We start from the raw sequence: 24,574 nt of genomic DNA, 5'->3' as shown, positions 1-24,574 counted from the left end.
CGAGACCGGCTGCCGTTTTTATCTGGTGGCGTGCGCCGCCGCGCGGCACAATAGGCCCACCGAATTCACCACACAGATAAAGATTCATGTCCGTAATAACAGAGAAAAAAAATCACGCGACGCCCGGTAAGGCCATGCTGGCCTCGGTCACCGGTTACGCCATGGACGGGTTTGACCTGCTGATCCTCGGCTTTATGCTGCCGGCCATCAGCATCGAATTAGGATTAACCTCATCGGCCGCCGGCTCGCTGGTCACCTGGACGCTGATCGGCGCGGTGCTGGGCGGCGTGATCTTCGGCCATCTCAGCGATCGCTTCGGCCGCATCCGGGTGCTGACTATCACCATCCTGATGTTTTCCCTGTTCACCGGCCTGTGCGCCGTGGCGCAAGGCTATTGGGATCTACTCGCCTATCGCACGCTGGCGGGCATCGGGCTGGGCGGCGAGTTCGGCATCGGCATGGCGCTGATCGCCGAAGCCTGGCCGGCGGAGAAACGCAACCGCGCTTCAGCCTACGTCGGCATGGGCTGGCAGTTGGGGGTGCTGGCGGCCGCTTTCCTGACGCCTTTGCTGCTGGAACATATCGGCTGGCGCGGCATGTTCCTGGTCGGCCTGCTGCCGGCGCTGGCGTCATTCCTGATCCGCCGCACGCTGGGCGAACCGGAGGAATTCGTGCGGCAAAAAGACGCCGGGCAGCCGCTCTCCTTCCTTCAGCGTTTGCGCCTGCTGTTTAAGGATCGCGCCACCAGCAAGGCCAGCATCGGCATCTTCATTCTCTGTTCGGTGCAGAACTTCGGCTACTACGGGCTGATGATCTGGATGCCGACTTATCTGGCGAAAAACTTCGGCTTCTCGCTCACCAAGTCCGGCCTGTGGACGGCGGTGACGGTGGTCGGCATGACGTTCGGCATCTGGCTGTTCGGCGTCCTGGCCGACCGCTTCGCCCGCTGGAAGATTTTCGTGCTGTATCAGGTCGGCGCGGTGGTGATGGTGATCGGCTACGCCCAGTTGAGCGATCCGATGCTGATGCTGTTCGCCGGCGCAGTGATGGGCATGTTCGTCAACGGCATGATCGGCGGTTACGGCGCGTTGATTTCCGATACCTACCCGGTGCAAGCGCGCGCCACCGCGCAAAACATCCTGTTCAATCTGGGACGCGGCGTCGGCGGCCTGGGGCCATTGGTGATCGGCGCGCTGGTGACGCAGGTGTCGTTTACCGCCGCCATCAGCCTGTTGGCGGCGATTTACCTGCTGGATATCTACGCCACGCTGTTCCTGCTGCCGAAAAAACAGGGCGCAGGCGATACGCTGGGCGCGATTGGTTAACGCGGAAGAAGGATTGAGACGGGGCGCACGCGAGGCGGAATAGAACAAAAAGTTGGGGGCACTGCGTTAACAGTGCCCCCGGTTCGTTTTATAGCCATCCCGCTACACAGCATGCTCCCTGCTCAATCCTTGAAAACTTTTCCTGCGGCCATCCTGACCAAGTGGTCCTTGCATCATCCTGCAGCATCGTCCTGACGCGGTTCCTCAGCCTTCCTGACCCGCCGACAGTCCTGCGCCGGCTCTCAATCTCCGTCCTGGAGGTGTCCTTGGTTTCAATCCTGAAACATCCTGGGCATCTCCTGACGCCATCCCTCGCTCTTGCCTGAGCGCATCCCTTTCTTCTTCCTGAAGCTGCATCATCCTGATGCTTTCCTGCTCCGCCGGGTCCGTGCCGGTAATGATAAGATCGCTCAAATTTCCCGGAATCACAAGGGTTTGAGAGGTGTCTCACACTAAATTAAGACTAAGAGTTATCCTAAAGAAATTCTAACCAATTGATCTGGATAACAATAATCTCATGGTCCAAAGAGAGGTGAAAAAAATTAAGAGCGATCTCTCACAGCCCGTGTGAGAGATCTCTTACACGACCGACGGCGAATCCGCCGCGCTTCAGTCCAGCACTGGGCGCAGCGCATCGAGGAAATTCCCCAGCGTCGCCGCCAACAAGGTGCGCTTATCGCTGCCGAACTGCTCCAGCACCACGTTGCCGCTGACGTTGCACAGCGACACCATCGTCATCTCGGATTCGGTGGTCGCCAGGAAGAGGGTCGGTGACAATTTGAGGCGCTTTTGCGTCACCAGATGGCCGATCAGATTCTCCTGCAGGCGGATGAAATCCTCTTCGCTCCATACCTGCAGCAGGCTCAGGCGATGCTCCCCAAATTGCGCGCTCATGTCACCGGCGTATTGCTGCGTGTAGAAACGGTGCGCATCCGGCTGCAAACGCAGCTCCAGCGCAGCCTCGACCTTCTCCAGCGTCGCCGCCGGTTCGAAAGGCTGCGGCAACCACAGCACGTCGTCCTCGCGATTCTCCACGATGCAGGGCGACGGCACGCCGTACAGCGCCTCGCTGGCCGGCGCGTGGCCGCGCTCTTGCTGCCACAACTCGACATAGCGTTGAGTGAATTCACGCAGAGCGTGCGATACATCATGGTCCATATTCTTTCTCGCATACGTTAAACTGACGGCCATTGTACCTATCTCTGACCGAGGTGACAGCAGATGTCCTCATATCAAGACCACCAGGCCCTGTCAGGGCTGACGCTGGGCAAACCCACCGCCTATCGCGATCGCTACGACGCCACGCTGCTGCAGGCGGTGCCGCGCAGCATGAACCGCGAGCCGCTGGGGCTGTATCCCGACAACCTGCCCTTCCACGGCGCGGACATCTGGACGCTGTACGAACTCTCCTGGCTGAACGCCAACGGGCTGCCGCAGGTGGCGGTTGGCGAGATCGGCCTCAACGCCGACAGCCTGAACCTGATCGAATCGAAAAGCTTCAAGCTGTATCTCAACAGCTTCAACCAAACGCCGTTCGCCGATTGGGAAACGGTGCGCAGCACGCTGCAACGCGATCTGTCCGCCTGCGCCCAGGGCGAGGTGAGCGTCACCCTGTTCAGCGTCGACCAACTGGAAGGCAGCCCGATCGCTCGTCTGGCCGGCGACTGCATTGACCAGCAGGATATTCGCATCGACAATTATGAGTTCAACGCCGACTACCTGCAGAACGCCGCCGGTGAAGAGGTAGTGGAAGAGCAATTGGTCAGCCACCTGCTGAAGTCCAACTGCCTGATCACCCATCAGCCGGACTGGGGCTCGGTGCAGATAAGCTACCGCGGCGGCAAGATCGATCGCGAAGCGCTGCTGCGCTATCTGGTTTCCTTCCGCCACCACAACGAATTCCACGAGCAATGCGTCGAGCGCATCTTCAACGATCTGATGCGCTATTGCCGGCCGCAAAGCCTGACGGTTTACGCCCGCTATACCCGCCGCGGCGGACTGGATATCAACCCGTGGCGCAGCAACGTCGCATTCGCTCCCGAGCACGGCCGCCTGGCGCGCCAATAAGTGCGAAACATTGCTCAACAACTGAGCTAACGAGCGGTTTGTGTTGGTAAAAGCGCAGGGACGGCGGTAAGGTTAAAACGAGGCTGCGGCCGGGCAGAGCGCCCGCTTCGCCGCAGCACGCCAACCATAACGAGATGCTGTTTTGCTGCGTATGGATTACTACCGCCCCACACCGGGTGCAAAGGAGTTACCTTGATTACACACATCAGCCCGCTTGGCTCTATGGATTTATTGTCGCAGCTGGAAGTAGACATGCTGAAGCGCACCGCCAGCAGCGACCTGTACCGCCTGTTTCGCAACTGTTCGCTGGCCGTGTTGAACTCCGGCAGCCAAACCGACAACAGCAAACAGCTGCTGTCGCGCTATGAAACCTTCGATATCAACGTGCTGCGCCGCGAGCGTGGCGTGAAGCTGGAGCTGGTCAATCCGCCGGAAGAGGCGTTCGTCGACGGCCGCATCATCCGTTCACTGCAGGCCAACCTGTTCGCCGTGTTGCGCGACATTCTGTTCGTGCACGGCCAAATCGCCAGCGCCGGCCGTTTCCAACACCTGAACCTGGAAAACTCGGCCCACATCACCAACCTGGTGTTCTCGATCCTGCGCAATGCGCGCACGCTGCATCTGGATGAGGATCCCAACATGGTGGTGTGCTGGGGCGGGCACTCGATCAACGAGAACGAATACCTGTACGCGCGTAAGGTCGGCAGCCAGCTGGGCCTGCGCGAGTTGAACATCTGCACCGGCTGCGGGCCGGGTGCCATGGAAGCGCCGATGAAAGGCGCGGCGGTCGGCCACGCGCAGCAGCGTTACCGCAACAGCCGCTTCATCGGCATGACCGAGCCGTCAATCATCGCCGCCGAGCCGCCTAACCCGCTGGTGAACGAGCTGGTGATCATGCCGGACATCGAAAAACGTCTGGAAGCGTTCGTGCGCATCGCGCACGGCATCATCATCTTCCCGGGCGGCGTCGGCACTGCCGAAGAGCTGCTGTACCTGCTGGGAATCCTGATGAACCCGGAGAACAGCGAGCAGGTGCTGCCGCTGATCCTGACCGGGCCAAAAGAGAGCGCCGATTACTTCCGCGTGCTGGACGAGTTCATCATGAACACGCTGGGCGACGCCGCGCGCCGTCACTACACCATCATCATCGACGATCCGGCGGAAGTGGCACGGCAAATGAAAAAAGCCATGCCGCTGGTGAAGGAGAACCGCCGCAACACCGGCGACGCCTACAGCTTCAACTGGTCGATCCGCATCGCACCGGATCTGCAGCTGCCGTTCGAGCCGACCCACGAGAACATGGCAAACCTCAATCTGTATCCGAACCAGCCGCCGGAGCAATTGGCCGCCGCGCTGCGCCGCGCCTTCTCCGGCATCGTGGCCGGCAACGTGAAGGAAAACGGCATCCACGCCATTGAGCAGTTCGGCCCGTACAAGCTGCACGGCGAACCGCAGATGATGAAGCAGATGGACAGCCTGCTGCAGGGCTTTGTCGCCCAGCACCGCATGAAGCTGCCGGGCAGCGCCTATGTGCCCTGCTACGAAATCGTCGCCTGATCCTCAATCCCGGGCGGCGTAACGGCCGCCCTGTTTTTTCTGACCTTGCCGCCCATGATGATACACCTACTGATTGTCGACGCCCTGAACCTCATCCGCCGCATTCACGCCGTACAGGGCTCCCCTTGCGTCAACGCCTGTCGCCACGCGCTGCAGCAGTTGCTTCAGCACAGCCGCCCGACCCACGCGGTGGCGGTATTTGACGAGGACGACCGCAGCGAAAGCTGGCGTCACAAAATTCTGCCGGACTACAAGGCCGGGCGCTCGCCGATGCCGGAAAACCTGCAACAGGAGATGCCGCAGCTGCGTGAGGCCTTCGCCGAACTGGGCGTCGCCAGCTGGCATTCACCCGGCAACGAGGCAGACGATCTGGCGGCCACGCTGGCGGCGAAGGTCGCCGGCGGCGGCCACCAGGTGACCATCGTCTCCACCGACAAAGGCTATTGCCAACTGCTGGCGCCGAACGTACAGATCCGCGATTACTTCCAGAAACGCTGGTTGGATATGCCTTTCGTGCAGCAGGAATTCGGCGTGCTGCCGCAGCAACTGCCGGACTACTGGGGGTTAGCGGGGATCGGCAGCAGCAAGATCCCCGGCGTGGCCGGCATCGGGCCGAAAACCGCCGTGCTGCTGTTGCAGCAGTCGGGCAGTCTGGACGGGATCTATCAGCACCTGGAGCAGGTGCCGGAGAAATGGCGCGGCAAGCTGGAGCAGCACCGCGAGCTGGCCTACGTCAGCAAACACGTCGCCACGCTGCGCACCGATCTGTCGCTGGACGGCAACCTGCAGCAGCTGCGACTGCCGATACAATAAGGGCGCTGCAAGCAGCGCCCTTCATCAGGTTTAACGCGATTAATCGCGCTCGTCGCGGCGGCCCGGCACCGCCGACCACATGCGGCGCACGTGTACGGTGATCTCTTCGCGGTCGTGATACAGCTGTTTGGCGTGCACTTCAGCGCTGATGCCGGCGGCGCTCAGCGCTTCGCGGATGCTCATCAGGTTTTGCGACACTTCCTCGTAGCGTTTTTTCATCGGCAGTTTGAGGTTAAAGATCGCTTCGCGGCACCAGCCTTTCACCAGCCACTGAATCATCAGGCTGGTCACCTTCGCCGGTTTTTCCACCATGTCGCACACCAACCAATAGATCTTGCTGCTGTTCGGCTCGAACTTGAAGCCGTCGGCGCGGTGATGCGTCACCTGGCCGGTTTCCATCAGGCTCGGCGCCATCGGGCCATTATCCACCGAATGCACCATCATGCTGCGCTTCACCAGCTGATAGGTCCAGCCGCCCGGGCAGGCCCCCAGATCGACCGCATGCATGCCGCTGGCCAGGCGCTCGTCCCACTCGTCGGCGGGGATGAACACATGGAACGCTTCTTCCAGTTTCAGCGTCGAACGGCTCGGCGCATCGGCCGGGAAGCGCAGACGCGGAATACCCATGTAGAACGGCGAGTTGTTGTTGCTGTAGGAGTAACCGACATAGCAGCAGCCCGGCGCGATGAAGAACACGTGCACCACCGGGCGAGTCGGGTTCTCCCGCGCCATCAGCACCTTCTGCTCACGCATCGCGGCGCGCAGCGGCACCGTCAGCTTGCGGCAGAATTTCATCAGCTCTTTGCTTTCGTTGGTGTCCGGCACTTCCACCCGCAGCTCGCCGCCGCGATCAACCACACCGATCAGCATGCCGACGATCGGCGATACCCGATCTTCCGGCGGCAGATCGCGCAGCAGCTCACCCACCACGAGCATTTGGCGGGCGAAAATCAGTTCGCGGAACGGAATCTCCCGCGCCAGGCGGTCGGCATCGTCCGGCTGATAGCATTCGAACAACACGTAACCGCTGTGCTCTTTTACCCGCGCAAAGCCGTAAATCTCCAGCTGGGCGGCTTTATCGGTGATCTCCGCCGCACACTCTTTTTCGAAGCCGGGGCGGCAGTACAACGCAATCTTATTCATGGCGCTCGGCCTTTTTCCTCAGACGCAAAGCGCCAATCAACATCAATATCCAGCCGATCAAGAAGCACACGCCGCCAACCGGCGTGATATATACCCAGACCTTCAGGTGCGACAGCGCCAGACAATAGAGGCTGCCGCTGAACAACACGGTGCCGAACGCCAACAGCGCTCCGCTCCAGTAAAACCACAGGCTCACGCGGCGCTGCATCGCGACCGCCAGCGCCAGGATGGCCAGGGTGTGGAACCCCTGATACTCCAGCCCGGTGCGGATCCAGGCCATTTCGTTGGCGCCCAGCGTGCCGCTTAACACATGCGCGCCGAATGCGCCCAGCGCGACAAACACAAAGCCGCTGATAGCGGCGAAAACCAGCATGGAACGGCTGCTCATCGTGATCTATCCCATTAAAAATCACCGGCCGCGGCAAGGCGGCGGCCGGCCTTATTGTTCGTAGCGGAAGCGGAACTTCTCTTGTTCGCTGGCGGCACGCGCCAGGATCCACTGCCGGAAGGCGGCTATTTTACCCAGTTCTGCCTGGCTGTCATGACATACCAGATAAAAAGCATTTTTACTGACCAACACATCGTTGAACGGGCACACCAGACGACCGGCTTCAATCTCGGTTTGCGCCATCACGTTGTTCACCAGCGCCACGCCCTGACCGTGCACCGCCGCCTGCACCACCATGGCGCTGTGGCTGAAGATTGGCCCCTGCTGCACGTTGATGTGCTGCAACCCCAGCTGGCGCGTATAGGCCAGCCAGTCGCGACGTGAAACGTCATGCAGCAGCGTATGATAAGCCAGATCGTCTGCGGTTTTCAGCGGATGATCGCCGGTCAGCAGGCTCGGCGAACAAACCGGCAGCAAATATTCCGCATACAGGCGCTCGGCGCGCAGCCCCGGCCAATTGCCGCGGCCATAGAAAATCGCCACGTCGACGTCGTCCGCCAGCTTGTCCTCTTCACGGTCCACCGCCTGGATGCGCACGTCGATGCCCGGATAAGCTGAGTTAAAGCCGGACAGACGCGGCACCAGCCACTGAATGGCGAAGCTCGGCGGCAAACTGACGGTCAATGCCCCCTTGGCGCTGCGCGCCTGCAGCTTGCGCGTCGCCTCGTTGATCGAAGAGAAGATCTCCTTGATATCAAGGTAGTAACTTTGCCCCTCTTCGGTCAGCAGCAGCGAGCGATTGCGCCGGCGAAACAGCTTCAGCCCGAGGAAGTCCTCCAGCGACTTGATCTGGTGGCTCACCGCGGCCTGAGTCACGAACAGCTCTTCCGCCGCCTTGGTGAAACTCAGGTGGCGAGCGGCCGCATCGAACACGCGCAGCGCATTGAGGGGAGGTAAGCGTTTAGACATTAAATTAGCTACTTTTGTGTAACATTAATCCGAATGATTCGGCGCCGAAAATCGGGCGGCTTTGTGTGGCAAGCCATGGACAAACGCTAACGGCGCATTGCCATTAGTTTTTTTAATCCGAGCCATTATAATTTGTCCGTTGAGGATGCGCCAGCAAATACCTATAGTGGCGGCACTTCCCGGGCCGGAACGAAAAGGGAGTGGGTGTCGAGGACGCCGATGAACTTTTGGCTTGTGGTTGTGATGTTGTGTTTGCAAATTGTCCGGCGATTCCGGACATGGTAGCTAGGCTACTGTTTTTTCACTTCCTGTACATTTACCCTGTCTGTCCATAGTGATTTTATGCAGCACCGCAAAACTTGCGGTGCTTTTTTTTTGCCTGACGGTTACTGGTTGCTTTCAACCATCTCTTTCACATCGGCGCGGTTGATCTGCTGTTCGACGCCGTTGGCGTCTTTATAGCTGATCATGCCGGTATCGTTATCCACTTTAGGCTTGCCGTCAGCGACAATGGTGCGTCCGTCATTGGTATGCATCACGTAGTTGCTGGAACAGGCGGCCAGGGTGAACGTAAGCATCAGGGCAGAGAGAACTGCGGCTGTTTTCTTCATTGAGGACTCCTTTTTAGTTTTAAATGCTGATAAATACCTTTTATGCGTATAGATGCGATTAACAAGCGCACGTTTAATAGCATAACAAACTTTCCCAATTTTGCCAGGCGATAAGTCCTAATCGGCGCGAACGCTTGTCTCCGGCGGCAAAATAGGACAGGATCACCCATCGACTCAAGCCAGTGACAATCAGGGTATGACGCCTTTTAACCCCAGCCTTTTTCGCCAACAGTTTCCCGCGCTCGCGCAGGACGGCATCTATCTGGACAGCGCCGCCACCGCGTTGAAGCCGCAGGCGGTGATCGACGCCACGCAGCAGTTTTATCGCGACGACGCCGCCACCGTGCACCGCAGCCAGCATCGGGCGGCGCAGGATCTGACCGCCCGTTTCGAGCAGGCGCGCGGCCAGGTCGCGCAACTTATCCATGCGCCGTCGGCCGACGACATCGTCTGGACGCGCGGCACCACCGAGGCGATCAACCTGGTGGCGCAGAGTTATCTGCGTCCGCGTCTGCAGCCGGGGGATGAAATTCTGGTGAGCGAAGCGGAGCACCACGCCAACCTGATCCCCTGGCTGATGGTGGCGGATCAAACCGGCGCGCGGGTAGTGAAACTGCCGATCGGCGCCGACCGTCTGCCGGACCTGGCGCAGCTGCCCGCCCTGCTCAACGATAGAACCCGCCTGTTGGCGCTGGGGCAAATGTCCAACGTCACCGGCGGCTGCCCGGATCTGGCGCCGGCGATCGCGCTGGCCCATGCCGCCGGCGCGCGCGTGATGATCGACGGCGCACAGGGCGTGGTTCACGACCCGGCCGACGTACAGCGGCTCGATATCGATTTCTACGCCTTCTCCGGCCACAAACTGTATGGCCCGACCGGCATCGGCGCGCTGTACGGCAAATCCGAGCTGCTGGCGCAGATGGCGCCGTGGCAAGGAGGGGGAAAGATGTTGACCCAGGCGTCGTTCGACGGTTTTATCCCGCAAAAACCGCCGCACTGCTTCGAAGCCGGCACGCCAAACATCGCCGGCGTGCTGGGGTTGGCCGCCGCGCTCACCTGGCTTCGCGAACAGGACATGGCGGCGGCGGAGCGCTACAGTCGCGAGCTGGCGGATCGGGCAGAACAGCGGTTGGCGCAGCTGCCGGGCTTTCGCAGCTTCCGCAGTTCCGGTTCCAGCCTGCTGGCGTTCGATATCGCCGGCGTACACCACAGCGACATCGTCACGCTGCTGGCGGAGCAAGGCATTGCGCTGCGCGCCGGCCAGCACTGCGCGCAGCCGCTGATGGCGGCGTTAGGCGTCAGCGGTACGTTGCGCGCGTCGTTCGCCCCCTACAATACTCAACAGGACGTCGATACGCTGGTCAGCGCGTTGACCCACGCCCTCGACCTGCTGGCCGACTGACTTGATTCCCGGAGACGCTATGCTCGCCCCCCATCCTTTTGGCCGAGAGATCACCGCCGAAGCGTTAATCGCCACCTTCAGCGCGCTGAAACAGTGGGAAGACCGCTACCGACAACTGATTATGCTCGCAAAACGGCTGCCGTCGCTGCCGGAGGCCTTGCGCAGTGAAGAAATGGCGTTAAGCGGGTGTGAAAACCGCGTCTGGTTGGGGCACCAGTTGCTGGAAGACGGCACGCTGCACTTTTATGGCGACAGCGAAGGCCGCATCGTGCGTGGCCTGTTGGCGGTGCTGCTGACCGAAGTGGAAGGGAAAACGCCGCAGCAGATCGCCGAATTGGATCCGCTGGCGCTGTTCGACCGCCTGGCGCTGCGCGCTCAGCTGAGCGCCACTCGCGCCAGCGGGCTGGCGGCGTTAGCCGCCGCCGTGCAGGCGATCGCCGCCCGTTACGCCTGACGCGCCGCCTTCGCCACCATCTTTTTCAGCGCGTGCGACACGGCGACGAAGCCGAAGGTGGCGGTGACCATGGTCGCCGCGCCGAAACCTGCGCTGCAATCCATTCTTTTCGGCCCCTCCGCCGTACTGCGCGAAGCGCATACCGAACCGTCCGGCTGCGGATAAACCAGCGGCTCGCTGGAAAAGACGCAGTCGATGCCCAGCTTGCCCTTGCCGTTTTTCACCACGTTAAAATCGTGCTTCAGCCGCTCGCGCAGCTTGGCGGCCAGCGGATCCTGAATGGTTTTCGCCAGATCGGCCACTTCGATTTTGGTCGGATCTATCTGCCCGCCGGCGCCGCCGGTGGTCACCACCGGGATCTTGAAGCGGCGGCAGTATGACAGCAGCGCCGCTTTCGGCCGTACGCTGTCGATTGCGTCGATGACGTAGCTGAAGTTATGGTCCAGCAGCTCGGCGACGTTGTCCGGGGTAATGAAATCGTCAATGCAGGTCACCCGGCATTCCGGGTTGATCGCCAGGATACGCTCCGCCATTACCTCGGTTTTCGATTGCCCGACATGCTGACGCAGCGCGTGGATCTGACGGTTGGTATTGGTGACGCAAACATCATCCATGTCGATCAGAGTGATGGCGCCGATGCCGGTGCGCGCCAGCGCCTCAGCCGCCCAGGAACCCACGCCGCCGATGCCGATCACGCAGACGTGCGCCTGCGCGAACACCGCCAGCGCCTGCTGGCCGTATAACCGCGCCGTGCCGCCGAAACGCTGCAGATAGGCTTCCGAATAAGCTGTGCTCATAACGCTTTAATTACCTTCGTAATGCAAATGATAAGGGCCGGAAAATCCGGCCCTTGCGGGTCAATCTTTTCACGCCGTGCGCGTTTAGCGGGTGACCAGCAACGAACCGCCGCCGTTTGACTGATTGGCGCTGAACAGCTGGCCGCCGCCGTTGTTCTTCAGCACCCAGACGCGGCCATAGTGGTTGTAGTAGCCCGCCGAGTGGCCGGCTTCCGGCCCGATGCCCTGATACATGTCAAAATGCTGGCCCTTGATGGCGCCGCCCACGTCGAGCGCGACCATCAGACGCATCTCGTATTTTCCCGTGAATTTACCCTTGTTGTCCAGCAGCGGCACTTCGGCCAGCAGCGTGGTGCCTGCCGGGATCAGTGAACGGTCGGAGGCCACCGACGCTTTGGCGATCAGCGGCACCGCGCTGGCGCCTTTCACCGGCGCAAAAGCTTCCGGGCGGAAGAACACGAACGACGGGTTCTGCTCCAGCAGCTCGCGCACCTCTGCGGCGCTGTGGGTATCCGCCCACTGACGGATCGCCTGCATCGACATGTCCGCCTTGGCCACTTCACCGCGATCGATCAGCACTTTGCCGATGCTGCGGTAGGCGTGGCCGTTCTTGCCGCCGTAGCCGAAGAACACCAGCGGCTGACCGTTGCCGTAGTCGACGTAGCCGCTGCCCTGGACTTCCATCATGAAGTTGTCCATCAGCGAGTTGGTGTAAGCGATGATATAGCGATCGTCGAGCGCGCCAGAATAAATGCCCGCGCGATCCGGCAAGCGGCCCCTACCCTTCGGCGGCATGCGGTACAGCGGATAACGGAACTCGCCCTGTTGGGTATAGCGCGCCTGCACCACCGGCGTGTAGTAGCCGGTAAACTGCACGTTGCCGTAATTGTCGACGCCTTCCATCTGGTAAGCGCTGAGGCCGTACTGGCTCAGCATGCGCGTGTCGGCGCCGGACGCCATCCAGTTTTGCACCGCCTGATAGGTGCTGTTGTTGCGGTTAAACAGCGAAGGCGACGCGTACTTGATCTCCATCAGCTGATCCGAATAATCCTTGGCGTTGACCGGCGAACCTTTGGCGTTGGGCTGATTGACCAGCTCCAGCGATTGATCCAGACGGCCGTCCTTATATTGCTGACCCCGATCGGTCGGCTTGGACGAACAGCCCGCCAATACCGCCACCATCAACCCGCCCAGCAGGTATTTGCCCCAACGTCCTTTCATCGCGCACACTCTCAAACTGATATGATCTACCGGCTGAACGATAACAAACGCTCATTGATAAAGGAATCGCTGCAAATAAAAAAAGCCGCACGGAGGATGGTGATGAAAAAGAAGGCAAATTGCGGGCAAATTCAGCAGAAAAACGGGTTTAGGCCAATAAAATGCAAAAAGGGTTTGCAACAAAACGCATGGAGAGTATAGTGCGCATCCATCGGACGCGGGGTGGAGCAGCCTGGTAGCTCGTCGGGCTCATAACCCGAAGGTCGTCGGTTCAAATCCGGCCCCCGCAACCAACCGATGCCGCAGTGGCGGTATTTTGCGTTTGGGTTCGATAACAAAGTATTACACGGACGCGGGGTGGAGCAGCCTGGTAGCTCGTCGGGCTCATAACCCGAAGGTCGTCGGTTCAAATCCGGCCCCCGCAACCAACCGAATGCCGTACCAGCGGCATAACATGAACGGTGGTTTCGTCGTAATACCGCATCAAGACGGACGCGGGGTGGAGCAGCCTGGTAGCTCGTCGGGCTCATAACCCGAAGGTCGTCGGTTCAAATCCGGCCCCCGCAACCAACTCTTGATGACAACAGATAAGCACCCTGACGGGTGTTTTTTTGTATCTGCAATCCGCAAAAACAGCCGGACTTGCGCCCGGCCCTGCCGCTATCGGCTCGCTAACGCGCCGCCGTTGGCGAAATAAGCCTTGATGCCCGCCAGAATCGACTCCGCCACCTGCTGCTGGAAATGGCTGGTGCGCAGCTTGCGCTCCTCTTCGATATTGCTGATAAACGCCGTTTCCACCAGGATCGACGGGATATCCGGCGCCTTCAACACCGCAAAACCGGCCTGATCGACGCGATTCTTGTGCAACCGGTTGATTTTACCCATCCGGTTCAGCACTTCCTTGCCGAACTTCAGGCTATCGTTGATGGTTGCGGTCTGGATCAAATCGAACATGGTGTGGTCGAGATAGCGGTCGCCGCTCTTGCTGACGCCACCGATTTGGTCCGAGGCGTTCTGCGTCTGCGCCAGGAACTTGGCCGCCGAGCTGGTGGCGCCTTTGGTGGACAACGCGAACACCGATGACCCGCGCGCGGCGCGGCTGGTGAAGGCGTCGGCGTGAATCGAAACGAACAGATCGGCGCGCTGCTTGCGCGCCTTGGCGACGCGCACCTTGAGCGGGATAAACACGTCTTCATTGCGCGTCATGAACACCTTCATGTTCGGCTCGCGCTTGATCATGGCGCTCAGCTTGCGGGCAATCTGCAGCACGATGTCTTTCTCGCGCGTCTTATACTTGCCGATCGCACCGGGATCTTCGCCCCCGTGGCCAGGATCCAGCATGATGACGATCGGCCGATCGCGCCCCGCCTTGCCGGCCTGCGGCGCTTCGGGCGGCAGCGTGCGCTCCAGATCGCCTTTGTTGTAATCTTCCAGTAACGCCAGTAGCGGATCATACTCCTCGCCGCCGCTGCCGCCCTTGGTCGGGTAGAGATCCATCACCAGACGGTTGCGATACTCCGGCACCGGCGCCAGCGAGAACATGTGCGGGCTGACGCTTTGCTTGAGCTCCAGCACCAGCCGCACGGTATTCTGATCGAACTGGCCGACGCGCGCCTGCTTGAGATAAGGATCGTCGGCGCGCACCTGCCCGGCGATGCCCTTCAGCACGCTGTTGAGATGCACGCCTTCGATATCCACCACCACGCGATCGGGATTGGTCAGGGCGAACTGCTTGTATTTCAGTTCGACGTTGGATTCCAGCGTGACGCGGGTATAAGTGGAGGACGGCCAGACGCGCACGGCAATCACGTGCGATGACGCGGCGAAGCCCGTGCGACTCACACTCAGCAACCAGCTGGCGGCAACGCCCTGTAATAAACGACGGCGGCCCAGATTGTGATTAGCGTTTGGCATGCGGCTCCGGCAGTAATAACTGTTTACAACAGATGAAAAAAACACCAATGACTTGGGAATGCCGAAAACTTTAACCAATCATTCCAGCCCTGTCATCAGAAAATCTTTTTATGGTTTTTCAATTTATTAACGATTTAGCGCCCTTAGCTCGCTCTTCATGACGATTTCCCACTTGCCATTGGCGCAATAAAAGAATAAAAATACAAAAATATCGTATAAATATGCAAAGAGGTTTGCCCGTGAAGGAACGTAGTACAGAGCTGGTGCAAGGATTCCGTCACTCCGTCCCCTATATCAACGCCCACCGCGGCAAGACGTTTGTCATCATGCTCGGTGGGGAAGCCATCGAACACGAGAATTTTTCCAACATCGTCAATGATATCGGGCTGCTGCATAGCCTGGGCATTCGCCTGGTGGTGGTTTACGGCGCTCGGCCGCAGATCGACGCCAATCTGGCGCAGCACAACTATGAACCGATCTACCACAAGCATACGCGCGTGACCGACGCCCATACGCTTGAGTTGGTCAAGCAGGCGGCCGGTTTATTGCAGCTGGACATCACCGCCCGGCTGTCGATGAGCCTCAACAACACGCCGCTGCAGGGCGCGCACATTAACGTGGTCAGCGGCAACTTCATCATCGCGCAGCCGCTGGGCGTCGATGACGGCATCGACTACTGCCACAGCGGCCGCATTCGCCGCATCGATGAAGAAGCGATCCATCGTCAGCTCGACAGCAACGCCATCGTGCTGATCGGCCCGGTCGCCGTCTCGGTGACCGGCGAGAGCTTCAACCTGACTTCGGAGGAAGTCGCGACTCAGCTGGCGATCAAACTGAAAGCGGAAAAAATGATCGGTTTCTGCTCCTCGCAGGGCGTGACCGACGCGGAAGGCAACATCCTTTCCGAGCTGTTCCCCAACGACGCGCAAAAGCGTCTTGAAGAGCTGGAGGAAGGCGGTGATTACCATTCCGGCACCGTGCGCTTCCTGCGCGGCGCGGTGAAAGGCTGCCGCAGCGGCGTGCGCCGCAGCCACCTGATCAGCTATCAGGAGGACGGCGCGCTGGTGCAAGAACTGTTCTCACGCGACGGCATCGGCACCCAAATCGTGATGGAAAGCGCCGAACAGGTGCGCCGGGCGACGATCAACGACATCGGCGGTATTCTGGAGCTCATCCGGCCGCTCGAACAGCAGGGTATTCTGGTGCGCCGTTCGCGTGAACAGCTGGAGATGGAGATCGACAAGTTCACCATTATCGAACGCGATAACCTGACCATCGCCTGCGCGGCGCTGTACCCGTTCCCGGAGGAAAAAATCGGCGAGATGGCCTGCGTGGCGGTGCATCCCGATTACCGCAGCTCTTCGCGCGGCGAGATGCTGCTGCAGCGGGTGGAAAATCAGGCGCGGCAGATGGGACTGAAGAAGCTGTTCGTGCTGACCACCCGCAGCATCCACTGGTTCCAGGAGCGTGGCTTCACCCCAGCGGAGGTCGACGTGCTGCCGATGCAGAAACAGGCGTTGTACAACTACCAACGCCGCTCCAAAATTCTGCTGGCGGATCTGTAATCCCTGTGGGCGCGGCCGCTACCGCGCCCCTTCATCGCTTATTCCGTCGTCTGCAGCCGTTCAGCCAATCCGCTGCGACGCTGGGTCGGCGTGCGAATGGCCCGCAGCAGCACCGCGTCCGTGGCGTACAGCGAGAGCTGCTGACGCGCACGGGTGATCGCGGTATAGACCAGCTCACGCGTCAGCACCGGCAGGAAATGGTTCGGCAACACCAGAACCGTATGCTCAAACTCCGATCCCTGGGACTTGTGCACCGTCATGGCGTAAGCGGTTTCATGCGCCGGCAAACGGCTCGGCTGCACCGACTTGATGCTGCCGTCCGGCAGTTGGAAATGCACGCGCAGCTCGCCGCGCTCATCCGGCAGAGTAATGCCGATATCCCCATTGAATAACCCCAGCGCGCTGTCGTTGCGGCCGATCATCACCGGCCGCCCCCGATACCAGCGGCCGAGCACACCCGGTTTGCGGTCGATCAGACCGGCGCGCTGCAGCCCGAGTTCAATACGTTCATTCAGGCCGGCAACGCCGAACGGCCCTTCACGCAGCGCGCACAGCACCTGGAAGCGGCTAAAGGCGGCCAGCACCACCGCCGCATCCGCGCCTTCGGCAGTCAGCCGCAGATAGTCGCGATAGCCCGCCACGCACGCGTCCAGCAGCGCCAGATACTCTTCGCTCGTCGCCAGCGCATAGCCCGCGACATCGCCGAAACGGCCGTTTAATGCCGCCAGCGCACCATCCCCCGCACCGGCGTTGACCGCCAACGCCAGTTGACCGATGCCGGAACGGGCGTCGAAGCGATAGCTCTTGCGCAACAGGCACAGGCTGTCGCGCACCGCCGCTTGCGCGTCGGCCCGCTGTCCTTCGATCGAACAACCGGTCAGGCGGCTCAGCTCTGCTGCGCGCGCCTCGCTGTATCCCTGCTCGGCAAAACGGCAAATATCCCCCAGCACCGCGCCGGCCTCCACCGAGGCCAGCTGATCGCGGTCGCCGAGGAAAATTACCCGGGCCCGATCGGGCAACGCCGCAATCAGGCGCGCCATCATCGGCAGATCGACCATCGAGGCCTCATCCACCACCAACACATCCAAATGCAGCCGGTTACCGCGGTGATAGCGCATGCGCTGACTGTTGGGTTGCGCCCCCAACAAACGGTGCAACGTCGCCGCCTCCGTGGGGAACAACGCCTGCTGCGCCGGGGTCAACGCCAGCTGACGGCTGGCGCTGCCAAGCGATTCCGTCAGGCGCGCCGCCGCCTTGCCGGTTGGCGCCGCCAGCTGAATCCGCAAGCGCGCGCTTTCATCCAGCTGCACCAGCGCCGCCAGCAGTTTAGCGACGGTGGTGGTTTTACCGGTGCCCGGTCCGCCGGAAATCACCGCGATGCGCCGCGTGGCAGCCACCGCAGCAGCGATCTTCTGCCAGTCGGGTTCATCGCTCGCCGCGCCGAACAAGCGGTCGAGAATGGCGCGCAACGCCTCCTCCGGCACCGTCAGCGACTCACCTTCACCGCCGATAAACGCCGCCACTTCACCTTCGTTTTGCCACATGCGTTGCAGATATAAGCGCTGCCCACGCAACACCAGCGGCGTAGCGCCGCTGCCGTCCCCAACCGCCGCGCTGCTCGCCAGGCGCTGCTGCCAACGTGCGCTATCCGGTCGCCCGGCCGCCTCCCACAGCGCCAGCGCCAGCGCCGGTTGGCGCCCTTCAAACAGCGTGTCCGCCTGCAGCTGCTCCAGCATCAGGCAAACATGCCCCGCCCCCGCCTCTGCGCTCAGACAGGCGGCGGCCAGTAAAATATCAGGCTCGTCTTCGCTCGCCACCACGCGGGCGAACTGCACGTCCAGCGGGCGCAGCGCGCCAAGCGCCACCGCCTGCTCCAGCAGTGCGATCATGATTTTTCCTCCGTCGCCGCAGCTTCGCCGCTGAACAAGCTATCCATTCCCGCCACCAGCTCAAACGCGGGGAGACAGGTGAAAATGCCGTTGCCCGGGTGCGCCGCATCCACGCCGCGCAGGAACAGATAAATCACCCCGCCGAAATGGCGCCGGTAATCATAATCCGGCAACCGATGGCGCAAATAACGATGCAACGCCAGCGTATACAGCTGGTATTGCAGATCATAACGATGCTCCGCCATCGCCTGCTCCATCGCCGGCCGGGTATAGGCGCTGCTGTCCTCCCCCAGCCAGTTGGACTTGTAGTCCAGCAGGTAGTATTTGCCTTGCCAGCAGAACACCAGGTCGATAAAGCCTTTCAGCATGCCCTGCACCTGATGGAAATCCAGCGCCGGGCAGCGGGCGGAAAGCGGATCGTAACGCTTCACCAGAGCATCGAGCTCCTTCGCCTGCAACAGCCGGTTAATCGGTAAATAGAACTGCAGCTCTGCCTGCTTATGCTGCGGCGTCAGCGCCGCCAACGTCACGCCGCTGTCATCGAGCGGCGTATTGAGCAGCACCTGCATCCACGCCAGCAGTATCGGTTGCCAGTGTTCGGCAAACCCTTGCTGCTGCAGCTGTTCCAGCAGCCACTGTTCGTCGAGCGGCCGGGTGAAGTCCAGCGTTTCAAACAGGCTGTGCAGGAAGGTGCCGGGCGTTGCGCCGCGCGGGAAGGTATGCGGTGTAAGCGCTGGCTCACTTTCTTCCCCGCGCTCACCGGCCGCGTCGACATCCAGACGCGGCAGCAGATCCTGCATCAGGCTCGCGCCGTGCTGTTGCAAACCGGTATAGCTGGTCACCCGCCAAAAATCCTGGATCCGCCGGGTAAAGCTTTTCGCCGCCAACGCTTCGGCCAGCGACGCCTGGGGTTGCCAGGGTTCTGCATCCGGCGGTTCAACCAGCGACAGCGCGATACCGCCACCCACCAATTGCTGCAGCCGCTCCTGCAGATACACGGCGTCGCCGGGCTGCCCGCCCTGCACCAGATAGCCCAATGCGCTGCGGTGCAGGTCGGTATCGCCCTGTTTCTTGCGCGTGCCCTGGAACAGCGGCGCAATGCCGATACTGCAGTGGTACACCGAGCGGGTCAGCGCCACATACAGCAGACGCAGATCCTCCGCCAACCGCTCCTCCTCCGCCCAGGCCTGGCTCTCTTCATTGGCGTCGAGGTCCAGCAACGCCTGGAAACTGTGGCGATCGTGATACAGCGCCTGCTGCTGCTGGCGGAAGTTGCCGACGAACGGCAGCCACACCAGATCGAACTCCAGCCCCTTGGACTTGTGGATCGTGATCACCTGCACCAGATGCCGGTCGCTCTCCAGCCGCAGTTGCTGATTGTCGGACTGGCGATTAGGCTGAGCGATCTGCTGCGCCAGCCAGCGCACCAGCGCATGCTCGCTGTCGAGCTGCGCCGCCGCTTCTTGCAACAGCTCCCCCAGATGCAGCACGTCGGTCAAGCGACGCTCGCCGCCGGCGCTGGCCAGCAGGTTCTCCGCCAATTGGCGCGTTTTCATCACCTCGCTCAGCATCGGCAACACGCCGCGGCGCAGCCAGAGCGTGCGGTAATTGTCGAATTCATTAACCAGCGCGTCCCAGGCGCGCTCATCGCGGCTCAGGCCGTCCAGCGTCGGCGCGTCCAGCCCCATCAGCCCGGTGGCCATGGCGCTGCGCAGCGTGCGCTCCTGCTCCGGCGCCAACACCGCCTGCAGCAACCACAGCAGGTCTTTGGCCTCCGGGGTGTCAAACACGCTGTCGCGGTTGGACAGGTAGACCGACGGAATAGACAGCGCGCTGAGCGCATCGCGCACCAACGCCGCCTCGTTGCGGCTGCGCACCAGCACCGTGATATCAGAGGCTTGCACCGGCCGTGACGCCTTGCCGCTCTGCAGCCGCGCCAGGCCCTGCTGCCCGGCGCTGAGCCAGTCGCGAATTTGCGTGGCGCACAGGCGCGCCATTAGCTGTTGGTAATCACTTACACCCGCGCCTTCCCCCTGCTGCAGCCAGAATTGCATCGCCGGCTGCGGCTTGCCGTGCAATTCAAACACCAGCCCTTGGTTCTTTTCCGCCGCGTTAACCTCAATAAAGGGGATTTGGCCGAACAGGAAAGGTTTTTCTACCTGAGAAAACAGGTGATTGACGCTGGCGACCATCGACGGCGACGAGCGCCAGTTGGTCTCCAGCGTATAGTGGGCGCTCACCTCTGAACGCGCGCGCATGTAGGTAAAGATGTCGGCGCCGCGAAAGGCGTAAATCGCCTGCTTGGGATCGCCGATCAACAGCAGGCCGCAATCAGGCCGGCCGACGTAAAGTTTTTGGAAAATACGGTATTGCTGCGGATCGGTATCCTGGAATTCATCGATCATCGCCACCGGATAGCGCTGGCGGATCGCCTGCGCCAACTGTTCGCCGCCGCCGCTTTGCAGGGCGCTGTCCAAACGGCTGAGCAGGTCGTCAAACCCCAGCTCGGCGCGCTGGCGCTTTTCCTGCTGAATGGAGGTGCGGATCTCGCTGAGCGCGCGCGCCATGATCAGGTCGCGCAACGTCAAGGGTTCATCGAACAGTTCGTCTATCGCCGTGAACAGCGCATGACGCGGCGGCTCGCCCTTCTTGGTCTTCTCCAGCAGCACCGACTGGCGAAACTTGTCCAGCTCCTTCGGCAGTTGGTAATCCTGGGTCTCCTGCCCGCTCCATTCGCCGACCTTGTTCAACCAGTTCGGCAGGTGTTTGCTGCTGTAGCTGCGCTTATCGACGCCGGACTGGGCGATTAACGCCTCAAGATCGCCCGCCGCCGCCCGCCATTGCGCCTTGATGGCGTCGATGCGCGCGACGATCTGCTCGTGGCGCATCAGAACGGTTTCTTCGTCCTTCGGTGGTCGCCGCAGCGCCGGCGCTTCACCGTGCAGATAACCGGAAAGGTCGGCCAGCAACGCTTCCGGGCCGCTCCACTCCTGGCTGATCGCACGCGCCACGCCCAGCGGCAACGGATAGCAATGACGGCGCCAGAAATCGGCGCAGGCCTGCCGCCGCAGCGGCAGTTCGTCCTGCACCAGCGTTTGTTCAAACAGCATGCCGGACTCGAAGGCGTTGTGGGTCAACATCCGTTGGCAAAAACCGTGGATAGTGTAAATCGCCGCTTCGTCCATCTGCCGCTCCGCCGCCAGCAGCTGCGCAGCGGCGTCAGACAAATCGTCAATTTCTTCCATCAGCGCCGAAAACAGCGGGTTAGCGCTGATGCCGCGCACGCAGGCGATGCGCAGCCCGTGGATATTGTCACGGATACGCCCGCGCAGCTCCTCGGTGGCGGCCTCGGTAAAGGTCACCACCAGGATTTCTTCGACCGTCAACGGGCGGGGAAACGCCGCTTCCCCCCCCAATCCCAGCAGCAAGCGCAGATACAGCGCGCCGATGGTAAAAGTTTTACCGGTGCCCGCCGACGCCTCGATCAGGCGTTCGCCAAACAGCGGCAGCGTCAGCGGTTCTAGCCTCTGCGGGGCGACTTCCGTCATGGCGTCGCCACTTTACGCGGCAGGATCTGCTGCAATGCCGACGCGTTCGGATAGGTGACCCAATCCTTAGGCGCCGCGTAATCCGCTTTGTCCTGCCCGCTGCCGCTGACCTGCGACAACACCGCCAGCCCCTGCGGCTGGATCACTGCCTGGTGGAAATAATCCGCCAGTTTGGTCGGCGTCAGCTGTTGCACCTGCGCGATCAGCTTCTGGCGGGTATCAAAGGCGAAGTTGCCGCGATCGAAATCATTGGCGAACCGGCTGGCCTCCTCGCTGAGGGTTTGCGGCCGCTGTTTGAGTTCGTTGATCAGCGCCTGTTTGTACTGCTCAAAATCGGCATCGCTCATTTCACGCAGGCGTTTCTCGGTTTTCGGATAGAAATCCTGATAGCGCTGGTACAGGTAGGCCGGCTGTTTGCTGTTGCTCTGCAACAGGAAGCCTACGCCCCACTGGCGGCCCACCGACATCGGGAAGGCAAAGACCGCATACCCCAATTGTTCCTGAGTGCGCAGCTGGCTGTAGAACCACGGCTGAATAATCTGCCCCAACAGCGAGCTGTAGGCCATGCCGGTCACTTCGTCGTAACCGGTCGGTACGTAGACCGCCGCCAGCGCCGAGTCGGTGCTGCTGCCTACCTGTTGCAGGTTGGCCAGCTGATTCTTGTCCACCACCACGTCTTCGCCGTGCCACCACTCAATACCGGTACAGCCCAGACGGTGCTTCAGCGTCGACGCCAGCGTATCGACCTGTTGCTTGCTCATGTTGCCCACCACCAGCAGCTCCGGCGTGGCCTCGGCCAGCAGGCTGTCGCGATACGCCAGCACGTCTTTCAGCGTCAGCGTTTTCAGCACTTCGCGGCGCTCGCTGCGTTCGGAATACGGCACGCGGGAAACCATCTGCACCGGCTGAATGGCCAGTTCAAACGCCTTGCCCTTCTCGGCGGCGTCCAACTGCTCCAGGTACCAGGACTTGGCCTGCGCCAGCTGATCTTCCGTCGGCGTGAAGCTGGAATAGCCCTCGATCAGCGCCGTCAACAACTGCGGCAGGCGCTGGGTAAAGCCGTTGGCGTTAAACATCAGGCCGTTGTTCGGCGACGTCGAGAAACTCAACCCGCCGACCGACGCCTGATAGCTCAGCTGATCCAGCGCCAGGCCGGCCAAATAATCCGTCAGCGAGAACAGCACCTGGTTGCGCGCGGAATCCATGGTCTTGGCGTTGCGGAAAGCGACGGTGACATCGGCCTTCGGCTCATCGGCGAAGTAACGGCTCGGCATATACAGCACGCGCAGGCCGGGCTTATCCACTACCATTTCCGGCTTTTTGAATTCATGCGACGGTTTGGTCAGGGTGAAATCATCCGGAATGTACGGGTTGAGCGCCGGCAATGACAGGGAAATGCCGCTGCCCAACTGCTGCCACTGCGTAAAGCGCTGTGGCGTGATTTTGTCGACCTGGTAAGGCGCATTGACGAAATAGGCCGTCTTGTTGTGCGGCTCATCGGGGCTGACGAACCAGATGCGCGCATTTTGCGGCGTCATGGCATCCAGACGTTCAGCGATCGCCTTAGGATCATAGCGATCGGCCAGGTAAGGCGCATCCAGCGCATGCTCAACCGGCACGCGCAGCATAGTGTCCACCAGCCATTCGATGTAGTCCATGTCGCGCGTGATCGACGGATAGCGGAAGTCCAGGTTCAGAACATGCGAGATTTCGTCGAAGTAACTCTGCTTGATACCTTCGCTGCGCAGCATTTTCAGGTAGTTGAAAATGGCGGCGACGACTTGGTCGCGCTGGGCCAAGCCTTTGTCAGTCAGCGAGACGCTGATGGCGAAGACGCCGCCGTTGCGATCCACCATCGGATCGGCACCGGCATTGATGGCGTCCGCCAATCCCTGCTTCTGCAACCAGTCGGACAGGGTATTTTTACTGCGGTTGCCGATCAGGTAACCGATGTAGGTATCGGTTTTGCTGCGAAACGCGGCGCTGTTGTTATCGATGCGGAACTCAACCTTCAGCTGCTTGCGCGGCTGCGCCGGCACATAGTGAATGATGATGCCCTGCTGCTCCGGCGTGACGGCCGGTACGGTGATCGGCGGCACGCTGGCGTCATGATTCGGCACGCGGCCAAAGGTTTTTGCGGCAATGTCAGCCAGCTGCGGCAGCGGTTGATTGCCGTACAGCACCCCCATCATCAGATTGGCGGAGTAGTAGCGCTTATAGAACCCCATCAGCTCATCGTGTAACTTGCTGCCCGGCTTGTCTTTCAGCGTGTCCAGATTACCGCCGGAGAAGCGCGCGCTCGGGTGCGCCGGGTTGAGGGTTTCCGCACCGACCTGCGCCATACGCATGCCGTCGCGCGAACGCGCCATCGTCAATTCTGCATTCACCGCGTTGCGCTCGCGATCGGCATTGCCCGGATCCAGCAGCGGCTCCGCAATGGCGTCGGCCATGCGATCGACCGCCGGCTCCAGCGCGTCATTCTCCACTTCCAGATAGAAGGCGGTGCGATAAGAAGCCGTGCTGGCGTTGTGGCTGCCGCCGTGCTTTTTCAGGAATTCGGACAGGTTTTCCGGCTCGGGATAACGTTTGGAGCCCATCAGCACCATATGTTCCAGATAGTGCGCCAAGCCCAGTTGGCTGTTCGGATCTTCGAGCGACCCGACCGGCAATGCCAGCGCCGCCAGCGATTTCGGCGCCTGGACATCGGACACCAGCAGCACCGTCATGCCGTTAGCCAACTTGATCGCCTCGTACTGACGCGGATCGTGCTCACTCTTGTTGATCTTCTCCGCCAGCGGTTGCCATCCTTGTGCGGCCCAGCTCAACGGCGCCCAACACATAGCCAATAATACCAGCCCGGTGATGCGGGCCAACTGTCTGCGCATATCCAAAATAAACCCCTATTCTGACA

Annotated in this window: 18 protein-coding genes and 3 tRNA genes; 10 read left to right on the top strand and 11 right to left on the bottom strand. The window is 61.0% G+C overall.

Translation table 11 applies throughout. The features are described from left to right. Positions 1 to 86 precede the first annotated feature (86 nt). Entirely contained in the window at positions 87 to 1,325 is a 1,239-nt protein-coding gene (locus tag ACJ8M3_RS21635; RefSeq protein WP_033644867.1) for an MFS transporter, read from the top strand. Between the two features lie 609 nt (positions 1,326 to 1,934). Here ACJ8M3_RS21635 and syd read toward each other — a convergent pair. Beyond that, positions 1,935 to 2,483, bottom strand: coding sequence for a SecY-interacting protein (syd, locus tag ACJ8M3_RS21630; RefSeq protein WP_033644866.1), 549 nt, complete (start codon positions 2,481 to 2,483; stop codon positions 1,935 to 1,937). 63 nt (positions 2,484 to 2,546) lie between these two features. Here syd and queF point away from each other — a divergent pair, with 63 nt between their 5' ends. The 3 genes from queF (at position 2,547) to xni (ending at position 5,762) form a co-directional block, all read left to right on the top strand. Continuing rightward, on the top strand, positions 2,547 to 3,392 hold the full coding sequence (gene queF / locus ACJ8M3_RS21625) for an NADPH-dependent 7-cyano-7-deazaguanine reductase QueF (protein WP_046687717.1): 846 nt from the start codon (positions 2,547 to 2,549) through the stop codon (positions 3,390 to 3,392). A 192-nt stretch (positions 3,393 to 3,584) separates the two neighbouring features. Then, a complete protein-coding gene (gene ppnN, locus ACJ8M3_RS21620; RefSeq protein WP_019455737.1) occupies positions 3,585 to 4,949 on the top strand; it encodes a nucleotide 5'-monophosphate nucleosidase PpnN in 1,365 nt (454 codons plus the stop codon). A gap of 54 nt (positions 4,950 to 5,003) precedes the next feature. Then, entirely contained in the window at positions 5,004 to 5,762 is a 759-nt protein-coding gene (gene xni, locus ACJ8M3_RS21615; RefSeq protein ID WP_195880617.1) for a flap endonuclease Xni, read from the top strand. A gap of 39 nt (positions 5,763 to 5,801) precedes the next feature. On the opposite strand, the gene rlmM is transcribed toward xni, so the two are convergent. From rlmM to ACJ8M3_RS21595, 4 genes are all read right to left on the bottom strand, one after another. Continuing rightward, the gene (rlmM, locus tag ACJ8M3_RS21610) at positions 5,802 to 6,905 is read right to left on the bottom strand and encodes a 23S rRNA (cytidine(2498)-2'-O)-methyltransferase RlmM (protein ID WP_033652492.1); all 1,104 of its coding nucleotides are present in this window, start codon (positions 6,903 to 6,905) and stop codon (positions 5,802 to 5,804) included. Further along, on the bottom strand, positions 6,898 to 7,293 hold the full coding sequence (locus ACJ8M3_RS21605; protein WP_004931896.1) for a DUF423 domain-containing protein: 396 nt from the start codon (positions 7,291 to 7,293) through the stop codon (positions 6,898 to 6,900). Before ACJ8M3_RS21605 ends, rlmM begins: the two co-directional genes overlap by 8 nt. Before the next feature lie 51 nt (positions 7,294 to 7,344). Then, on the bottom strand, positions 7,345 to 8,262 hold the full coding sequence (locus ACJ8M3_RS21600; protein ID WP_004931894.1) for a transcriptional regulator GcvA: 918 nt from the start codon (positions 8,260 to 8,262) through the stop codon (positions 7,345 to 7,347). Positions 8,263 to 8,648: 386 nt separating this feature from the next. Next, positions 8,649 to 8,873 (bottom strand): YgdI/YgdR family lipoprotein, encoded by a 225-nt coding sequence (locus ACJ8M3_RS21595; RefSeq protein WP_025304050.1) that lies wholly within the window; start codon positions 8,871 to 8,873, stop codon positions 8,649 to 8,651. Between the two features lie 196 nt (positions 8,874 to 9,069). Between ACJ8M3_RS21595 and csdA the strand changes: the two genes are divergently transcribed. Next, positions 9,070 to 10,275 (top strand): cysteine desulfurase CsdA, encoded by a 1,206-nt coding sequence (gene csdA, locus ACJ8M3_RS21590; RefSeq protein ID WP_042785270.1) that lies wholly within the window; start codon positions 9,070 to 9,072, stop codon positions 10,273 to 10,275. A gap of 19 nt (positions 10,276 to 10,294) precedes the next feature. After that, positions 10,295 to 10,729 carry a cysteine desulfurase sulfur acceptor subunit CsdE gene (gene csdE, locus ACJ8M3_RS21585; protein ID WP_046687719.1) on the top strand — a complete coding sequence of 145 codons (435 nt, stop codon included), beginning with the start codon at positions 10,295 to 10,297 and terminating at the stop codon, positions 10,727 to 10,729. On the opposite strand, the gene tcdA is transcribed toward csdE, so the two are convergent. After that, positions 10,720 to 11,526, bottom strand: coding sequence for a tRNA cyclic N6-threonylcarbamoyladenosine(37) synthase TcdA (tcdA, locus tag ACJ8M3_RS21580; RefSeq protein WP_004931886.1), 807 nt, complete (start codon positions 11,524 to 11,526; stop codon positions 10,720 to 10,722). The two genes, csdE and tcdA, sit on opposite strands and share 10 nt — an antisense overlap. 84 nt (positions 11,527 to 11,610) lie before the next feature. After that, entirely contained in the window at positions 11,611 to 12,747 is a 1,137-nt protein-coding gene (mltA, locus tag ACJ8M3_RS21575; protein WP_033644860.1) for a murein transglycosylase A, read from the bottom strand. A gap of 216 nt (positions 12,748 to 12,963) precedes the next feature. Between mltA and ACJ8M3_RS21570 the strand changes: the two genes are divergently transcribed. The 3 genes from ACJ8M3_RS21570 (at position 12,964) to ACJ8M3_RS21560 (ending at position 13,317) form a co-directional block, all read left to right on the top strand. Continuing rightward, positions 12,964 to 13,040 (top strand) — tRNA-Met (locus tag ACJ8M3_RS21570). Between the two features lie 58 nt (positions 13,041 to 13,098). Beyond that, positions 13,099 to 13,175 (top strand) — tRNA-Met (locus ACJ8M3_RS21565). A gap of 65 nt (positions 13,176 to 13,240) precedes the next feature. Then, a tRNA-Met gene (locus ACJ8M3_RS21560) sits at positions 13,241 to 13,317 on the top strand. A gap of 90 nt (positions 13,318 to 13,407) precedes the next feature. Here the strand turns inward: ACJ8M3_RS21560 and amiC are convergent. Continuing rightward, on the bottom strand, positions 13,408 to 14,661 hold the full coding sequence (amiC, locus tag ACJ8M3_RS21555) for an N-acetylmuramoyl-L-alanine amidase AmiC (protein ID WP_033644859.1): 1,254 nt from the start codon (positions 14,659 to 14,661) through the stop codon (positions 13,408 to 13,410). Positions 14,662 to 14,900: 239 nt separating this feature from the next. Between amiC and argA the strand changes: the two genes are divergently transcribed. Then, positions 14,901 to 16,226: an amino-acid N-acetyltransferase gene (gene argA, locus ACJ8M3_RS21550; protein WP_015378910.1), complete on the top strand. Its 1,326-nt coding sequence runs from the start codon at positions 14,901 to 14,903 to the stop codon at positions 16,224 to 16,226. 38 nt (positions 16,227 to 16,264) lie between these two features. Here argA and recD read toward each other — a convergent pair whose 3' ends face one another. The 3 genes from recD to ptrA are packed head-to-tail and all read right to left on the bottom strand — an operon-like array spanning position 16,265 to position 24,548. Further along, on the bottom strand, positions 16,265 to 18,115 hold the full coding sequence (gene recD / locus ACJ8M3_RS21545) for an exodeoxyribonuclease V subunit alpha (protein ID WP_089197375.1): 1,851 nt from the start codon (positions 18,113 to 18,115) through the stop codon (positions 16,265 to 16,267). Beyond that, on the bottom strand, positions 18,112 to 21,663 hold the full coding sequence (gene recB, locus ACJ8M3_RS21540; RefSeq protein WP_089197376.1) for an exodeoxyribonuclease V subunit beta: 3,552 nt from the start codon (positions 21,661 to 21,663) through the stop codon (positions 18,112 to 18,114). Before recB ends, recD begins: the two co-directional genes overlap by 4 nt. Continuing rightward, positions 21,660 to 24,548: a pitrilysin gene (gene ptrA, locus ACJ8M3_RS21535; protein WP_089197715.1), complete on the bottom strand. Its 2,889-nt coding sequence runs from the start codon at positions 24,546 to 24,548 to the stop codon at positions 21,660 to 21,662. The genes recB and ptrA overlap by 4 nt, the downstream gene beginning before the upstream one ends. Between the last annotated feature and the right edge of the window lie 26 nt (positions 24,549 to 24,574).

It is taken from the genome of Serratia sp. CY55921 (genome assembly GCF_052167655.1).
In the GTDB taxonomy this organism is placed as follows: Bacteria; Pseudomonadota; Gammaproteobacteria; order Enterobacterales; family Enterobacteriaceae; genus Serratia; species Serratia ureilytica.
This window is presented reverse-complemented; position numbering and strand designations above follow the sequence as displayed.

What these genes read in the sequence shown, in the direction of transcription:
- ACJ8M3_RS21600 (WP_004931894.1), bottom strand. Translation starts at nt 8,262, where the DNA reads ATGTCTAAACGCTTACCTCCCCTCAATGCGCTGCGCGTGTTCGATGCG.
- rlmM (WP_033652492.1), bottom strand. Translation starts at nt 6,905, where the DNA reads ATGAATAAGATTGCGTTGTACTGCCGCCCCGGCTTCGAAAAAGAGTGT.
- queF (WP_046687717.1), top strand. Translation starts at nt 2,547, where the DNA reads ATGTCCTCATATCAAGACCACCAGGCCCTGTCAGGGCTGACGCTGGGC.
- xni (WP_195880617.1), top strand. Translation starts at nt 5,004, where the DNA reads ATGATGATACACCTACTGATTGTCGACGCCCTGAACCTCATCCGCCGC.
- ACJ8M3_RS21635 (WP_033644867.1), top strand. Translation starts at nt 87, where the DNA reads ATGTCCGTAATAACAGAGAAAAAAAATCACGCGACGCCCGGTAAGGCC.
- recD (WP_089197375.1), bottom strand. Translation starts at nt 18,115, where the DNA reads ATGATCGCACTGCTGGAGCAGGCGGTGGCGCTTGGCGCGCTGCGCCCG.
- ptrA (WP_089197715.1), bottom strand. Translation starts at nt 24,548, where the DNA reads ATGCGCAGACAGTTGGCCCGCATCACCGGGCTGGTATTATTGGCTATG.
- csdE (WP_046687719.1), top strand. Translation starts at nt 10,295, where the DNA reads ATGCTCGCCCCCCATCCTTTTGGCCGAGAGATCACCGCCGAAGCGTTA.
- csdA (WP_042785270.1), top strand. Translation starts at nt 9,070, where the DNA reads ATGACGCCTTTTAACCCCAGCCTTTTTCGCCAACAGTTTCCCGCGCTC.
- mltA (WP_033644860.1), bottom strand. Translation starts at nt 12,747, where the DNA reads ATGAAAGGACGTTGGGGCAAATACCTGCTGGGCGGGTTGATGGTGGCG.
- tcdA (WP_004931886.1), bottom strand. Translation starts at nt 11,526, where the DNA reads ATGAGCACAGCTTATTCGGAAGCCTATCTGCAGCGTTTCGGCGGCACG.
- syd (WP_033644866.1), bottom strand. Translation starts at nt 2,483, where the DNA reads ATGGACCATGATGTATCGCACGCTCTGCGTGAATTCACTCAACGCTAT.
- ACJ8M3_RS21605 (WP_004931896.1), bottom strand. Translation starts at nt 7,293, where the DNA reads ATGAGCAGCCGTTCCATGCTGGTTTTCGCCGCTATCAGCGGCTTTGTG.
- recB (WP_089197376.1), bottom strand. Translation starts at nt 21,663, where the DNA reads ATGACGGAAGTCGCCCCGCAGAGGCTAGAACCGCTGACGCTGCCGCTG.
- amiC (WP_033644859.1), bottom strand. Translation starts at nt 14,661, where the DNA reads ATGCCAAACGCTAATCACAATCTGGGCCGCCGTCGTTTATTACAGGGC.
- ACJ8M3_RS21595 (WP_025304050.1), bottom strand. Translation starts at nt 8,873, where the DNA reads ATGAAGAAAACAGCCGCAGTTCTCTCTGCCCTGATGCTTACGTTCACC.